The following is a 16,433-nucleotide window of genomic DNA, read 5'->3' on the forward strand; positions in this document are numbered from 1 at the left end:
CTTCGGCCAGCGGAGAGGCGCGGTCTTGTTTTTATGGTGGGTTAGAATGAAGCAGGGTCTCACGAACAGCATGATCGAAATGGCCCGCTGGTCTGGTCTAATGCCGGCCTTCCGCAAGATCTTTGCGGGCCGGGCGGCTATCATCATGTTCCATGAGATCCAGCAAGATAGCCGCTCGGAATTGATGACCGGGACTTCAGTCGGACTGTTTGAATATTCGCTCAATTGGCTGCGACAAGAGGGGTGGGAGATTGTCAGCCTTGAAGCATGTATCGAGCGATTGGGCACGAATTCCGGGACGGGACGCTATGCGGTACTCACATTTGACGATGGCTATCGAGACAATGTCGCGACCGCGCTTCCAATCCTGGAGCGATACAACGCGCCGTTCACGGTCTACGTTCCCACTGGCGCGCCGAAACGGACGTTGCAGGCGTGGTGGTTGGGTTTGCGCGAAATGTTTCGCTCTGGAGACACGGTGACGATCGATGCGATGGACATGCGATTCCACTGCCCCAGGCTACACGAAAAAATGTCGGGCTTGAGTGAGGTTACTGATTGGATTCACCAAGATTATCACCGGATCGCAATGCTTGCTCCAACGTTCAACAAGGCAGGTTTGTCATTATCTGCCTTGAATGAGGCATACTTTCTGGATGAGAGCGAGCTTCGAAGCTTGGCGCGGCACCCTCTCGCATCAATTGGCGGGCACACCGACACGCATGCCGCCCTATCGTGCCTGGATATTCAGTCAGCTCGGGCCGAAATGGCAGATAACCGCCGGTATCTGGAGCAATTGCTGCAGCGTCCCGTTCAGCACTTCGCTTATCCTTACGGTGACTCAAGGGCATGTGGCCCGAGGGAAGCGCACCTTGCAAAGGACGTTGGTTTTTCAACCGCAGTGACAACGCGGCATGGGCAACTGTCTAATCTCGAATCCAATCACTTTGCACTTCCTCGTCTCGGCGTCGGAGGGCAATTCGATACGTCAGCCAGGTTCGAGGCGCGCATCAGCGGCATTCAATCGGCAGCTCACATGCTGCTGGGGTCCCAACGTTGAATGTGGCGCTGACCAACTCACAGCGACGTGAACTGAATCAGTTCACTCGGGAGGGCGTTGAGATGCGCATATTGCACCTTATCGAACGTCTTGGCCCGGGAGGGAAAGAACGACAAGTCGTCGAACTGCTGAAAGGACTTTCCGCTCGCCGTGACATAAGGTCATTCGTCGCCGTTATGGACAAGGACGAGGTGCGGCTCGAAATTGACCGCGAACATGCGCAACTTATTCAGCTCAATCGGAGGGGAAAGAAGGATTGGCGCCTTTTCAAGAGTTTATACGGGCTGGTCTCTGACCTTAAAATAGATATCATCCACTCGTGGGGGGCGATGTGCTCGGTCTATGCAGCGCCGGTTGCGAAAGTGTGCGGTACGGCCTTCGTAAACGGGTTTGTGCGAGATGCACCCTCGCATATGACGCTGCGGGATAAAGGCTACCTGAGGGGCAAGCTGACTATCCCGTTTTCAGACGTCGTTGTTGCCAATTCGCGTGCGGGGCTGGCTGCCTACGGTATTCCCGAGCGCAAAGGTCTCTGTATCTATAACGGGTTCAGTCTCGAAAGGGTCTCCAACCTAAGGGACAAGACCGAGCTTCGCAGCATTCTGGGAATTGTGACGCCCCACATTGTCGGAATGGTCGCTAACTTCACGCCTAGGAAGGACTATGAGACCTTCGTCGAGATGGCACGCCGCATCTGCCGTCTAAGGGATGACGTCACGTTTTTGGCTATCGGTAGCGGTGAAACGCTGCAGCAGGTGCACGATAGCATCCCGGCGGAACATTCGCTGCGCATAAAGCTTCTAGGGCGGCGGACCGACGTAGAGAGCATTGCTAATCTCTTCACTGTAGGCGTTCTTACCACCAATAGCCGTTTGCACGGAGAGGGCATTTCTAATGCAATAACCGAATGCATGGCGTTGGGTAAGCCAGTTGTGGCAACAAACGACGGGGGCACTTCTGAATTGGTCCTGGACGGCGAGACTGGATTTCTTGTGCCGAGCCATGACGCCGGCGCCTTGACCGATCGCGTGCTCAGACTGCTCAGCAACGCCGAACTCGCTGATGATTTTGGTGCCGCAGGACGTCGGCGTGTTGAAACAGCATTCTCGCTGGATGCGATGTGCGACGCATATCTCCGCCTTTACCAGAAAGTAGCGGACAAGAGAGCGCGCGACCTGGCACGGCGCAACGGTTGAGCCGCCTCGAGAACTGCAGCGGGCGATGTGGCTAACGTCGTCCGCTCCGCATCCGGTCAAACCCCAGTCTGTTGTCTTGATCGCCGTATCGACGCTGTTTGTCTTGGGCAATCAAATCGGCCCCCGAACGGAATGCCTCGCTAGAGTTTCCAGACCAGATAGCCTGAAAGCTCGCAAGAACAACTCGAGGTTGGCAAGAGACCAAAGTACCTTTTCGTGGTTTTGACGTCGGTCGAGATGCTCGTTGACCAACTGCCTCAAGACATCTCTGTTGCAGAAGGATGCCACGCGCGCACCATCGCAGATCAGCAAATCGGACATAAACTTGCGATAGGGACCGCGAAACCACTCCTCTATCGGCACGCGAAATCCGATTTTCTTGCGCGTCAGGATCCCCGGTGGAAGAGTGTGCTGCATCGCCGCTCGCAGTACTGACTTGCCCCCGCTGCGACCGACCAGAAAATCGTCCGGAAACCGCGCCACAAGCTTGGCGAGATCAGTGTCCATGAACGGCATTCTACCCTCAATTGAACCTGCCATCATCATTCGGTCAGCGCGTTCAAGGAGGTTGTCGGGTAGCCACGACGTCTGATCGAAGAACAGCGTGCGCCTGACATTCGACCCGGTGCCCATTGAAAACGGATGCGAATCCGGCAGCGTTACAGGTAGGGGACGTCCGATAATCCGATTCCGTTCGTCAAGGGAGACTCCGCCGAACCAGAGTTGCATGCGGCTCGGCCAATCCCGTTCGCCCGCTGCGGTAGTCACGATCTTGGCGCGACGCATATCGTACGGCAGCGCACGCATTGCGGGTGATATGATGCGGTCATGAATGGTCTGCGGAACCAGTCGCTGGTAAAGCTCGATCCACAATTCGGCTCGATGCTTGGGATAGCCGCCCAAGAGTTCGTCTGCTCCTTCTCCGGTGAGGACCATCTTCACCTTGCTCGCCGCCATATGCGACAGCATCATAACCGGAATATCGGCCGGTTCGGCCGCAGGTGCGCCGCGGCGCAGAATGGCGGCCGGCCAGCTTTTCAAGAAGTCGTGTGGCTCCAGCACAATCTCCTCGTGATCGGTGTCGAATTGCCGAGCGATGGTGCGAGCGTGATCAAGCTCGGAGTAGCTGGTTTCGCGAAAGCCAACCGAGAAGGTGCGCACGCGCTCAGAGCTATGGCGGACCATGGCAGCTACAACCGCAGACGAATCGATGCCGCCAGACAGGTAGGCGCCAAACGGGGTGTCGCTCCGCATGCGAATGCGCACGGCATCATCGAATGTCGACTTGAACGTCCGCACGGCCTCGCCAAAGTCCGTGATGTCCGGCTCTGCCGACGCCAACGGTGGTATGAAATACCGGGTGATGCTGGTGCGACCTGCGCGCCATACCAGATGGCAGCCGGGGGGAAGCTTGCGCACGGCCTCGAAAAATGTCCTGGGGCCGGGCACATATCGATTGAGGAGATAATGCTCGAGGGCGTGGGGGTCGATCGAGGTATTCATGCCCGGGAATTTGAGCAGTGGCTCGATTTCCGATGCGAACAGTAGGCCTGGGTTCTCGGCTATGAACAGCGGCTTCTTGCCGAACGGGTCGCGCGCTAAGACAAGCTGCTGGGTTCTCGCATCCCACAATCCGAAAGCGAACATGCCACGGAAGCGTCTTATCGAATCGATCCCCCAAGCACGATAAGCCTCGATCAGAACTTCGGTGTCGGAGGACGTCCGAAAGGTATGGCCGAGAGGGATAAGCTCGTCGCGCAGCTCGATGTAGTTATAGAGTGCTCCGTTGAAGACGAGCCCAATCGAGCCATCAGCGCTCCACATCGGCTGGGCTCCGCCCTCGATATCGATGATCGAGAGACGCCTATGCCCCAGGCTGACTTGATTGCGCTGGTCGGCAGTGTCGCCCTGCCAGTAGCCCGCGTCGTCAGGGCCCCTATGCTTCATCAGGTTGGTGAGGCGGACAAGAGTCTCGTAGTCTTGCCGGTGCTCTCCCCGGAGTACCCAGCCAAAAATCCCGCACATCGCTCCCGCCATGTTTCCATCGGAACAATGCTGTAGCCCCGGATGCCCCTCAACGGGGAAGGCGGATTAATCCTTGGAGATTTGCGTCAACTTGTCCTCTCGACTAATTCGCGAAAGGTGCGCGCATCTCGCGCCATCACGCTCAGTGGTGCTCGATCAGGAGGATCAAGGAAGGCAGGCTGATGAACTTCCATATTTCAGCATCCTGTAAGGGCGGCGTGTTCAGCGTCGATTCTGAGAATCTCTTTCCTTCTTCCTTCCGGCGAGGCGCTCGGTCGGCACAAGCGGGTTGGCTCCTCCGTTCATTCGGCGACGAGCAAGGCTAGACCGGGTCTGGACCAACCGAAGGCGGTGTCAGCGGCCATTCAAGAATCCCAACTGGCGGTCACTGCCGCGGGCGTCGAGCATATCGATTGGACGGCTGCTCGCGCCGCCGCAGATGCGGCGTGATCGGGCGTCAAGAATCGCCGCGATTGCCTCTGTGGGGTGCAGTCCGGCGCAAGCGCTCCGGCATCAGTAATGTTCAAACTCGAGCGCTGTTGCCGCGCGACCTGGATCATTCGGGATGGCGAGCGCCAACATTGTCGCTATCTTTCAGTTGAAAACTTCTTTTGCTTCCGTACCGCTACGACGCTTAATTTAGCAGCAACGGCAAGCACATGCCGTCGGCGTCACGGGTTTAGTCATTTCAAACTATTGCCTTACCAAATAATTTTTTTGCCATACTCGCTCATTAACAGCCAACCCAGCAGTTGGGGATGGGCGATTCGCACTGCATTGGAATGTGCACGCAGTTGATCCTGCGATGCATTGAAATCTGTTCGTAGCGCAGGGCGTTGCGAGCACGTGGTATGTCGCGCGCCTTCGCGCTGCGGCCGTGAATTCCCTTGTAAGCGTCGGAAGAGAAGCATCTCTGCGACCCATGGAGGCATGAAGTGGATACGACTGGGACGATTACATCGTTTTCTTCCACACCGATGTCGAGGTTTGCCATCGGTGGTGACATCTACGGAGTTCAGGATGCGAGCACGAGCTACAGCCTGACCAATCCTGACCCACAAACTCTGCGCTTCGAAGTCCAGCAGGGTGATCACGCCTGGTACGATGACTCATCTGTAGACCGCTCGGAGGTTTCAGGCGCGGTCAACATTGCGGGCAGCACTCCGATCAACTTGAATTATCAGTTCATGGTGGAGGCAAATGGCCCCAATGGGTCATTTGTGAATACGGCAGATGGCTGGTTCATCGTCGGACAAATGCACAATGATGACAACGCGAGCGGAGTGGGCACCTCGCCGCCGTTCGCCATCCAGCTTGCTGGCGATCATCTTCAGGTTGTCGCCAGATATGTTGCCCCGGGCCTGGATCCGAGCAACGGAGCCGGCAACGTGCAGATGCTCACGCTCTGGACTGACCCCAATCCAATCCAGACGGGCGTGTACAACAACATCCAGATCCAGGCCGATGTTTCAAACACCGGTGGCGGGTATTTGAAGGTCTCGATCAACGGGACACAGGTCGTGAATTACAGCGGCCCCTTGGGCTATGGGCAAGCCACCAACTGGGAATATGGAGTCTATCGGTCGACGGCGCCCGAGACCGTTGCCGTCGATTACCGAAACATGACGCTGTTGACCGGGGCGGCGGCGACTGCCGCGGGGACGTCGACGCAGCCGACCACCCCGACGCAGCCGACCACCCCGACGCAGCCGACCACCCCGAACGTCGCGCCGACGGTGACGCAGGCGTCCGCTTCGCCGGGGACCGGGACCGAGCATGTTGGCGATGTCGTCACGTTGACGCTCGCCTTGAGCGAGGCCGTGACCGTCACAGGTACGCCGACGCTGTCGCTCAATGATGGTGCCAGCGCCACCTATGTTGGTGGTTCCGGGACAAACACGCTCACCTTCCAGACGAAGGTCGCGTCGACTGATACGAGCACCTCGGCGCTCGCCATCACCGGGGTCAATCTCGCGGGCGGCGCGAGCATCAAGGATTCCGGGGGGCTTGCCGCTGATCTCTCGGGCGCGGTGAAGACATTCTCCGGTCTCCAGATCTCGCCGACCACGCCCACCATGCCGACACAGCCAGCCACACCGACGGTGACCATGCCGGTGCTCTCCGTCGCGGACAACTCGCTCTGGGTGGCCGGCAGAGGCGGTCATGTCGACCTTGGGACAACGGTGTCCACGACCGATCCCAACGATAGCGTCAGTCTGAACATCAAAGGGCTGCCGAAATACGAGACGATCACGACCGGCGATGGCACCACGTTCAGGGGCAGCGACATCACTCTGAGCTCGGCGCAAGTTGCCAGTGGACTGACGCTGACGTCGTACTACAGGGGCAGCGCGCATCCGGTGGCGAACCTCACATTGACTGCGAGCGCGAAGGACCCGGTCACCGGCGCAGTGACGTCCTCGGCGTCACAGACCATCACCGTTACGGATCCTCGGCCGTCGACGACCTCCACCGGTACGACGAGCCTAGCAAACCAAGGTTTCTCGCATTTGCACGACCGCCTCGGATCGGACACCAATACGCTGGCGACCAACGCACCGCAGACCACCTCTTGGGCGGGGCACGACACGGCAAGAACGTCCCAGACAAGCCATAGCTTCGCGCTGCTGAACCAGTATCTGGCGGGTAGCTCGGGTCGGGTCGACGGGGGGCAGATCGCGGCAGCCATTTCGAATGGCGCCGCCTGGGCGCAGAACGCGTTCCTGACGAAGCCGCACCAATAGCGTCCTGCCGCACCCGGGCACTTTGCGCCCGGGTGCGGCACCGTCGGCTTTCTGGACGCCAGGCGGCAAAAGTGGTCGGTCAGCAGCCGCGAGGGACAGGTGAAACCAATCCACAACGGGGGATTGCCGACTGCCGCCGTTTGACGGAAAATCGTCGTACGGCTTCCGATTCGATCCTTGGTTGTGAGCGTAAAACCTCTGAATTCAGGTCAGTTTTCGGGCACAACTTGCGTGTGCATAAATCACAATTCGAAAGTTTTTTCGCCATTTTTGCTCGTTAACTAACCGCTCGGCGCTCGGGGGGGCAATTTCCAAATATCCCGTCGCGCTGACATCTCCTCGCGGTTCGAGGCCCTAACGCTTTGATGATTGCTTGCGCCGTTTTGGCTGCGAGCAGGCGTATGTCGCCTATCCTCGGATAGGGCGTCATTGGAATTCCATGTGCATGCAAAGGAACACAAACGCAGGCGGTAGCCGCGAAGGGTAGAGTAACGAAATGGCGATCCAGAACGGAAATGCCTACGTACCACCAGACTTGGGGTTTCGAGCGCTGGCTCTGTTTCTGCGCCTTCATGGCGTGAACACTGAACCTGATCAGCTCCGCGGTCGCTGTGGAGATGAAGCGATAGGCATCCGCGCAATGCTTCGTTGTGCGCACGAATTCGGAGTCAGGGTCCGTGCAACGACGATGGACTGGCCGCGGCTGGCGGGCATCCAGCTGCCTGGAATCGCGTCGCTGCGTGACGGCGGATTTTTGCTTCTGGGAAAAATCGAGGATCAGGTAGCGCTTGTGCTGCACCCGACCTCGTCGCATCCGCGGCGGATGACGCGCGCGGAATTTGAAGCGATCTGGGATGGCGGCTTGATCTTGCCCGGCTCACAGAACCTCGCACATCGCGCATTTCATGCGATCGCCGACATCCGCGCGCGAGGCGTTGACCTCGGGGTCGAGCTGGGCGCCGGCCTGAAGCGCCGCGCCGGCAAGGTCATGATCGGGGCTCGCGACGGCTTGGTGAATATTCGAGATGCCTTCGTGACGAAGGCGCCCGACAGCCCGATGCGGGCGCGCTTTGCAGCGCGCGACGATAATCCGGGCGAGGCGGCGGACACCGGATCCCCGGCCGCGAGCGTCGATTCCGATGACGTCGACGAATCTGGCCTCATTGCGCTTGCAATCCTGCTGCGTTGCCATGGAATCGCTGCCGACCCCGGCCAAATCCGCCACCGGGTGGGCGCGGCGCGCCTCGGCGTTACAGAAATCTTGCGCTGTGCCAAGGATTTCGGGCTCAAAGCAAGGGTGCAGAGGACGAGTTGGAGCAGGCTTGCGGTCACGCCGCTGCCAGGAATTGCACTTTTGCGCGACGGCGGCTTCCTGATTCTTGGCAAGCTCATCGACGACAAGCTTCTCGTTCAGCGCCCGCTGTCTCCGCGCCCTGAAACACTGACCCAGGCCCAGCTCGAGGCCATCTGGGATGGTGGCATCATTCTAATGGCCCGGCGCGCGAGCCTGACCGATTTCGCGCGACGCTTCGATATCTCCTGGTTCGTCGGAGCCATGCAAAAATATCGCCGCCTGCTCAGCGAGGTGCTGGCAGCGTCGTTCTTCCTTCAGATCTTCGCCGTTGTCTCGCCGCTGTTCTTCCAGGTGGTCATCGACAAGGTGCTCGTGCATCGAAGCATGAGCACGCTCGATGTTCTGGTCATCGGCCTTGTCGTTCTGACTGTGTTCGAAGCCGTTCTCGAGACGCTGCGCGTCTATCTGTTCGCGCATACGACAAACCGTATCGACGTCGAGCTCGGTGCCCGACTATTCCGTCACCTGATGGCACTGCCGATCGCCTATTTCCAGACCCGGCGCGTCGGGGATTCGGTGGCACGCGTCCGGGAGCTGGAGAATATCCGCCAGTTTCTGACGAGTTCGGCGCTCACGCTGGTCATCGACCTCCTTTTCACGGTCGTCTTCCTTGTGGTGATGTTCTATTACTCGACGACGTTGACTTGGATCGTACTGGCGTCCTTCCCGTTCTACATCGGCATATCGGCGGGCGCCGCGCCGCTATTCCGCGCGCGCCTCGATGAGAAGTTCAATCGCGGCTCTGAGAACCAAGCCTTCCTGGTCGAAAGCGTCACCGGCGTCGAGACCTTGAAGGCCATGGCGGTCGAGCCACAGATGCAACGCCGCTGGGAGGAGCAACTCGCCGGCTATGTGGCCGCAAGCTTCCGCGTGCTCAGCCTGAACAACACGGCGAGCCAGGCGGTTCAGATGATTAACAAGCTGGTCATCGCCGCGACCCTTTACTTCGGCGCGCGACTGGTGATTGGTGGGGACCTCACCGTTGGCGAGCTCGTTGCGTTCAACATGCTGGCGGCGCGCGTCAGCACGCCGGTGCTGCGGCTTGCGCAGGTCTGGCAGGACTTCCACCAGGCCCGTCTGTCGATCGACCGTCTCGGCGATATCCTCAACACTATTCCAGAGCCGAGCTTCACGCCCTCCCGCGCGGCTTTGCCGCCAATCCGCGGCCACGTGAAGTTCGAGCACACGACTTTCCGCTATCGCATCGATGGCCCTGAGGTGCTGCACGACGTGTCTTTCAGCGTCGAGCCAGGCCAGGTCATCGGCATCGTTGGCTCTTCCGGCTCGGGCAAGAGCACCATCACCAAGCTGATCCAGCGTCTCTATGTTCCGGAGAGTGGACGCGTACTGGTCGATGGCGTCGATCTGGCAATGGTCGATCTGAGCTGGCTACGGCGCCAGATCGGTGTCGTGCTGCAGGAGAACGTGCTGTTCAATTGCACGATCCGCGACAACATCGCGCTGGCCGATCCGGCCATGCCGATGGAGCGCGTCATCGAGGCGGCAATGCTTGCCGGCGCGCACGACTTCATCCTGGAACTGCCCGAAGGTTACGACACTATCGTCGGCGAGCGCGGCAGCAGCCTGTCTGGAGGACAGCGCCAGCGTATCGCAATCGCGCGCGCACTGATCACCGACCCGCGCATCTTGATTCTCGACGAAGCGACCAGCGCGCTCGACTACGAAAGTGAGCGCGCGATCCAGCAGAACATGAGGCAGATTTCCGCCGGGCGGACCGTATTCGTTATCGCTCACCGGCTGTCGACTGTGCGCAATGCCGACCGGATCATCGCTCTCGAGCATGGCCGCATCGTCGAGGACGGCAGCCATGATGAACTGATCCGCACCAACGGCCGTTACGCGAACCTTCATTATCTGCAGGCTGGTATCCATGACATCCGCTAGTCGCAACATCGTCCCGTTTCCGAGACGCGAACTTCGGCGCCGGGAACACGAGATTGCATTTCTGCCGGCTGCGCTCGAAATCGCTGAATCGCCGCCATCTCCGATCGGGCGCGCGATCGGCGCAAGCATCATCGCGATGTTCTGCATCGCGCTGTTGTGGGCTACGCTCGGCAGCGTCGACATCGTCGCCACCGCGACTGGCAAGATCGTGCCCGGCGGCCGCACCAAGCTGATCCAGCCGTTCGAGACGGGTGTAGTCCGCGCCATCCGGGTCCGCGATGGCCAAAGCGTGAAGGCCGGTGACGTTCTGATCGAACTCGACCCGACGATGACGGAAGCCGACCAGGAGCGCCAGAAAAGCGATCTGCTTGCGGCCGAACTCGACGTAGCGAGACTACGGGCGGCACTCGCAGCCGATCCGCTCGCTGCCTTCCGTCCCCCGCAGACCGCAAGCGCTGCCGAGATCGAGATGCATCGCCAGTTCCTGATTAGCGAGCGCGCCGAGCAAAATGCCAAGCTTTCCGAAATCGATCGGCAGCAGGGGCAAAAGGAGGCGGAACGAGAGACGACATCGGCGAGCGTGGCCAAGCTGGAAGCGACCGTTCCCGTGCTGCAGGAGAGGGTCGATATCCGCAAGGGCCTCGTCGAAAAGGCACTGGCGTCCAAGGTCGTCTATCTATCCGAGTATCAGGAGCTGGTCGCGATGCAGCAGGATCTTGTGCTGCAGAAGAGCCGGCTGCGCGAAGCCGATGCGGCGATCGCGCTACTGAAGGAAACAAAGGAAAAGACTGTCGCGGAGTATCGCCGCGCCACCTATGACGCGCTTGCGAAGGCCGAGCAGAAGGCTGCGAGCGCGGCGCAGGAGGTGGTCAAGGCGGATCGGCGTACGAAGCTCCAGCGTCTGACCGCGCCGGTCGACGGGGTCGTGCAACAGCTTGCCGTTCATACGGTGGGCGGCGTGGTGACGCCGGCTCAGGCACTCGCAGTAGTGGTCCCGAGCGAAAGCCAACTCGAGATCGAGGCCATGCTCTCTAACCGCGATATCGGATTCGTCCATCCGGGGCAGGCCGCCGAGATCAAGATCGATACCTTCAACTTCACGCGATACGGACTGCTGCATGGTGATGTGCTCAGCGTGTCGACGGATGCCATTACCCGCGACAGGACGCAGGGGGCGAACGACCGCGCGTCGGGCGCCACGCTAAGCAGTAGCGAGCCGAAAGGTCAGGAGCTGGAATATGCCGCGCGCGTGTCGCTCGACCGGACACACATGCAAGTGGAGGACAAGCTGGTCAAGCTCGGCCCGGGCATGGCAGTGACCGTCGAGATCAAAACCGGCACGCGCAGGATCATCAGCTATCTGCTTTCGCCGCTGGCGAGATACAAGCAGGAAGCGCTGCGAGAGCGGTAAGAGGCGGTCTTTCTTCGGCGAGCCTCGTGCGGCCGGAGCAAACCGGGCGCCACGCAGACCCAAGATGAGACGTTGGAGAGGCCCGGATCGATAGTGTCATGATCCGGGTCGGGGCATGGCCGCTCAAGGTGGGCGCGGCCTAAGGCAGCAGCCCTTGGGGGTGCCGTTTGAACGGCCAGTTCACCAAGCGCTTTAGTCTGCGGGCGATCGAGTCAAGGCCTCATCCGCCATCCCGTAGATCATTGGATCCGTTGGCCCCTGACGTGTGGACACGGCATGGGGCGACAATCTCTGCGTGACGCCCCGGGCCGTATTGCCCCACCGGGACGTCCGCCAGCGTCGTCCGTCGCATCCCGGTCTCGCCGCCGATCTGAGGGCGCAACATTGCGGTTACTCCCAAACAGCCTCTCAACGCATTTTGGTTACCTCGGACTGTGCGCTGTTCAGCTAGCGAATTCAATGCCACTGTTAAGGCGTTCCAGTCAGAGCGAGCGCTGACTGTCGTGAGGTAGATCGGCCAGCATACGGAAGGGTTAATCGCCTTGTGCGGCTTCGTTGGCATATTCGAATTTTCGGAATCGTTTGAAGCGGCGCGTAGCCGAGCGCTGGAGATGGCAAAGACGGTTAGACATCGCGGGCCGGACTGGAGTGGCATTTATTCCAGCGAACGCGCGATGCTCGCACACGAACGCCTCTCCATTGTCGATGTAGAGCACGGCGCCCAGCCCCTTCTCGACGTTACCGCGGGCCGGGTGTTGGCTGTGAACGGAGAGATCTACAATCATGTCGCTTTGCGCGACGCACTGAAGCTGCCGCACGCCTGGAAAACGAAATCGGACTGCGAGATCATCCTGTATCTCTACGACGAGTACGGACCAGCCTTGTGCAATATGCTGAGTGGCATTTTTGCGTTTGCCCTCTTCGACGAACATAGCGGCGATTTCTTCGTCGCCCGGGACCACATCGGCATAGTGCCGCTCTATATTGGATGGAGCGGGGACGGTGCAACTTACGTTGCCAGCGAAATGAAAGCTCTCGATCCGGTGTGCGAGACGATCCAGGAGTTTCCGCCGGGACATCATTATAGCAGCAAAGCCCGCGAGTTCGTCAGGTGGTATGATCCACAGTGGGCGCATGCATTTCCAAACAAAAACGTGTCGTTGCACGAGCTCCGGGCGTCACTTGAAGCCGCGGTCAAACAGCAAATGATGTGCGACGTGCCTTACGGGGTGCTTATTTCTGGTGGGCTCGACTCTTCTCTTATCGCAGCGCTCGCAGCACGGCACCGCTTCAAGCGGATCGAGTCAGGGGAGACCGAGGAGGCCTGGTGGCCAAGACTACATTCGTTCTCCGTGGGTCTGGAAAACTCACCCGACATGAAGCATGCGCGAACGGTGGCGGCTCACATCGGCACGGTTCATCATGAAGTTGTTTTTACTGTACAGGACGGACTGGACGCGTTGCCTGATGTCATCAGACACCTGGAGACCTTCGACGTCACCACCATTCGTGCTGGCACGCCGATGTATCTCATGGCGCGTAAAATTAAGGCGATGGGCATCAAGATGGTGCTGTCTGGAGAAGGTGCCGACGAGGTATTTGGCGGCTATCTTTACTTCCATATGGCGCCATCAGCAGAAGAATTCCACGAGGAGACAGTTCGAAAGCTGTTTGCGCTGAGCAGGTACGATTGCTGCCGCGCGAACAAGGCGACGGCTGCTTGGGGGGTCGAAGCCCGAGTGCCCTTCCTGGACAAGGAATTCTTGGATTACGCGATGTCGATAAACCCCGCCGAAAAAATGTGCCCCGGTGCGAAGATCGAAAAGGGCATATTGCGGGAAGCCTTTAGCGATCTGTTGCCGCAGGAGGTCTTGTGGCGTCAAAAGGAACAGTTTTCGGATGGGGTCGGGTACAGCTGGATTGAGTGCCTGAAGAATCATGCCGAGAGTAAGGTCTCGGATCAGATGTTCGCAGAGGCGGGCATGCGCTTTCCGCAGCAAACGCCGACTTCGAAGGAAGGATACTTCTATAGGACTATCTTTGACAGCATTTTCAAGAATCCGACGGCCTGCTTAACTGTCCCCGTTGGTCCCTCGATCGCGTGTTCCACGCCGACTGCGTTTCTTTGGTCCCAGCAATTTGCGAGGATGGACGATCCATCTGGAAGGGCAGTGAAGGGAGTGCACATTCAGGCCATTGATGACGTTTGAGCAGTCAACTTATTTCGGCTAAAGCATGATCCGGAAAAGTGCGAAGCGGTTATCCGAAAAGGCAGGCGGCAGCGGCCAATAGTTCAGTTTGCATTTGCCGACCCGAATAGCCGCAGTTTCTTTTTTGGAAGGTTCGCAGCAATCGTTCGTAGCGTCCGTTTGGCATCGCGGAGCTTCGCCTCGATGTGGCGCTCTGGACCGTCTCGGCTTATTGCGATCCACTTCATCGCATACTCGTTATTTGCCAGATGGGCCTTGTGCCCAGCGCCGCCAGCCAGGAAGTCGTAGCCGCGTTCTCCGCGTGAAATGCTTTCCTCAATGGCCAGCACATGGCTCACCAGCCCGGGCTTAAGGCGGCCATCGCTTTCATAAAGAAAGCCGCTTTGGTAGTTCAGGACGCGGCCGTCATGCACGAAATTGTACACGACTCCGATCGTCTGGCCGCCAACCAACGTCCGTGAGATGCGGACCGCCCCTGTAGGAATGCCGCGTGCGATCAACTCCTCGTGGAACGGACGGAAGCCCGGATTTGCGAAAGCCCCCTTGCGTCCCCATCGCGACCGATGAAAGTCGCTCAGCAAGTCGAACGCAGCCAGGGCCTCCGTTGTGGTTTCCATGATCCGGAATTCAAGGGGACCTCGCTCGGCATACAACCTCATGGCACGGCTCACGGCCTGGCGAGTGCTGCGGCCCAGGGTGGCACGATAATCCTTGTTTCGTTGACGGGCCTTCGCGAAATCAACCCATAAGGCCGTATCAGCCTGTTTCACTTCGCTAACGAGCCCGGCCCGGCCCGCGGCACGGCAAGCGATTAGTTCGAGATCCGCATCAATTCCGGAAAGAACCAACTGATCCGCGCGAGGTAGGCGGGATGTCAACGCGTCGAGGCCTGCCGGAATAATGGTGTCCGGTTGCTCTGCGAGAATACCATTGCACTCGATGAATAGTCTGTCGAAACGGGTATCTCCCGATTCATTTAGCAGCCAACGTGCCCGCGCATGCGGCCCAAGACTCCAGGCTCTCCGCCGGCAGATAACCGCCAACCCAACGATCCTGCCTGACGCGCGAGCTACGAGGACGTGCGGTTGCGTGCCATCCGGTATATGCCGCAACCAGGTGCCGATCCAGAGCCAAGACAAAAAGAACGAGTGAGTGGCCCGAGCTTCGAGTTCCTTCCACGCGGCTTCAAGCCAGGCAATATTGTTCAATGGCTCCAGTCTAACATCCGGGACCGGATCGGGCATGCTCATTTTGGTTCAACGCCACAAGACCGCAAACGTGCCTTGATGAAAGAAAAGGGATCTTGCCGCAATGGTCGCACATCATCCCCTAATGGGTGGTCCGGCCTGGTCACGCACGTATCCTTCTGGCAGCCACGTCGGTGGGTGCTTCTGGCCGTTGCCTCGGCGGAGGCGGATATCGGAAGTATATCGGAAATTCGAACCATGTGCGGACGCTTTCTGATTACCCACGGGGGCTTCCCGCCACGGCGCCTTCGGAGTGACTGTGTCGATGTGGTGCGGTGATCGGCTGGGCTCTCGGCTGGCGTCGATGCTTCCGCCCGGCGTCTGACGCCTTGACTCTGTCCGCGCACGACTACGATGGTCGAGATAGAGCCTGAACCGAGGTCAAGAACGCTCCGAGTTGCTCAACCAAATCTGCGGCGATTGACTTGTCGACCATAAGAATTGCGGTACCCGGTGTCTTGTCGGATGACCACGTGCCTTGAGCCGAGATCGCAGCATGATCGGAGCGGACCTTCACAAGCACGCGAGCTCTCGTCACATTGAGACGCTCACCGACGAGCTTGGTCCCTTCCACGGAGCCGCCAGCAGTTTGCCTGCCAACTGCGACGGGCGAAACCTCTAGTATCGCCTGGGCCAACCAGATCGCATGCTTGTAGGGAATCGTCCAAATTGCCGAGCCATAGTCGGCGTCAACATCAACTTCAAATGCTAGTCCGTCATCGGAGCTCTCAATGCCGCGAAAATCCTTGATGGTCTGTCGCTCAAGCGTGCCGTCTCTGTTGGTCAACGCAGGCCTCAATCTCTGGCTTTTGCGGTGTAGGTATCGCTGTTTCGAATCCAACCCATTTTCGAGCGAGCTGATCGCCCCGCAATTGGGCGGGACCGTCGCTCCTTAAGCCGGAGCGGCGATCCCTTATCGCGAGATATGCTTGGTCGGGCTGTAGTTATCCGCCAATTCGCACGACTGGGGACAACGTAAATCAGCAAGTGCCTGCGGCAATTGCCATTTTGAACTAGTCGTAACCAACAGATCCGACAACGGGTTGCCTGTTGGGGCAAAGGTGGTAGCGCGCTGCAACAATTGCAAAATCCTGGTGACGGAATTCAGCAGAGAGATGTGACGTCATGAGTCGAGGTTGGCCGCTACAATCTCCGGAAGCTCCCATAGCCCCGGCTCGCCCCCTGAGCTGAGGCTCGCCGCGCGAAAGGCGTCGTTGTCCGCTCGACCAGGGGCGTTGCTGAGGCGACGCACCAGTAGATTCAGTCGCGCCTTGGCCGCGA

General features: G+C 59.1%; 9 protein-coding genes. 6 read left to right on the forward strand and 3 right to left on the reverse strand.

Translation table 11 applies throughout. The annotated features are described in order from the left end of the window. The first annotated feature begins 46 nt into the window (after nt 1-46). On the forward strand, nt 47-1,060 hold the full coding sequence (locus AKN84_RS16475; RefSeq protein ID WP_128970900.1) for a polysaccharide deacetylase family protein: 1,014 nt from the start codon (nt 47-49) through the stop codon (nt 1,058-1,060). A gap of 2 nt (nt 1,061-1,062) precedes the next feature. Then, nucleotides 1,063-2,256: a glycosyltransferase family 4 protein gene (locus AKN84_RS16480; RefSeq protein WP_050421744.1), complete on the forward strand. Its 1,194-nt coding sequence runs from the start codon at nt 1,063-1,065 to the stop codon at nt 2,254-2,256. 111 nt (nt 2,257-2,367) lie between these two features. Here the strand turns inward: AKN84_RS16480 and asnB (AKN84_RS16485) are convergent, their stop codons facing one another. After that, on the reverse strand, nt 2,368-4,293 hold the full coding sequence (gene asnB, locus AKN84_RS16485; RefSeq protein ID WP_244485196.1) for an asparagine synthase (glutamine-hydrolyzing): 1,926 nt from the start codon (nt 4,291-4,293) through the stop codon (nt 2,368-2,370). A gap of 923 nt (nt 4,294-5,216) precedes the next feature. Here asnB (AKN84_RS16485) and AKN84_RS45565 point away from each other — a divergent pair. The 4 genes from AKN84_RS45565 (at nt 5,217) to asnB (AKN84_RS16505) (ending at nt 13,905) form a co-directional block, all read left to right on the forward strand. Beyond that, complete coding sequence (locus AKN84_RS45565; RefSeq protein WP_162240885.1) at nt 5,217-7,025, forward strand: heparin lyase I family protein; 1,809 nt, start codon at nt 5,217-5,219, stop codon at nt 7,023-7,025. Between the two features lie 496 nt (nt 7,026-7,521). Beyond that, on the forward strand, nt 7,522-10,284 hold the full coding sequence (locus AKN84_RS16495; protein WP_128970902.1) for a type I secretion system permease/ATPase: 2,763 nt from the start codon (nt 7,522-7,524) through the stop codon (nt 10,282-10,284). Then, on the forward strand, nt 10,271-11,695 hold the full coding sequence (locus tag AKN84_RS16500; protein WP_050421745.1) for an HlyD family type I secretion periplasmic adaptor subunit: 1,425 nt from the start codon (nt 10,271-10,273) through the stop codon (nt 11,693-11,695). The genes AKN84_RS16495 and AKN84_RS16500 overlap by 14 nt, the downstream gene beginning before the upstream one ends. A gap of 542 nt (nt 11,696-12,237) precedes the next feature. Then, nucleotides 12,238-13,905 carry an asparagine synthase B gene (asnB, locus tag AKN84_RS16505; RefSeq protein ID WP_050421746.1) on the forward strand — a complete coding sequence of 556 codons (1,668 nt, stop codon included), beginning with the start codon at nt 12,238-12,240 and terminating at the stop codon, nt 13,903-13,905. Between the two features lie 83 nt (nt 13,906-13,988). On the opposite strand, the gene AKN84_RS16510 is transcribed toward asnB (AKN84_RS16505), so the two are convergent. Beyond that, complete coding sequence (locus tag AKN84_RS16510; protein ID WP_244485198.1) at nt 13,989-15,113, reverse strand: GNAT family N-acetyltransferase; 1,125 nt, start codon at nt 15,111-15,113, stop codon at nt 13,989-13,991. A 388-nt stretch (nt 15,114-15,501) separates the two neighbouring features. After that, nucleotides 15,502-15,939 (reverse strand): hypothetical protein, encoded by a 438-nt coding sequence (locus AKN84_RS16515; protein WP_050421747.1) that lies wholly within the window; start codon nt 15,937-15,939, stop codon nt 15,502-15,504. Between the last annotated feature and the right edge of the window lie 494 nt (nt 15,940-16,433).

This window comes from Bradyrhizobium tropiciagri (genome assembly GCF_001189845.1).
GTDB lineage: Bacteria > Pseudomonadota > Alphaproteobacteria > Rhizobiales > Xanthobacteraceae > Bradyrhizobium > Bradyrhizobium tropiciagri.

Coding starts and splice junctions, on each gene's coding strand:
- AKN84_RS16475 (WP_128970900.1), top strand. CDS start 47: ATGAAGCAGGGTCTCACGAACAGCATGATCGAAATGGCCCGCTGGTCT.
- asnB (WP_244485196.1), bottom strand. CDS start 4,293: ATGGCGGGAGCGATGTGCGGGATTTTTGGCTGGGTACTCCGGGGAGAG.
- AKN84_RS16495 (WP_128970902.1), top strand. CDS start 7,522: ATGGCGATCCAGAACGGAAATGCCTACGTACCACCAGACTTGGGGTTT.
- AKN84_RS16500 (WP_050421745.1), top strand. CDS start 10,271: ATGACATCCGCTAGTCGCAACATCGTCCCGTTTCCGAGACGCGAACTT.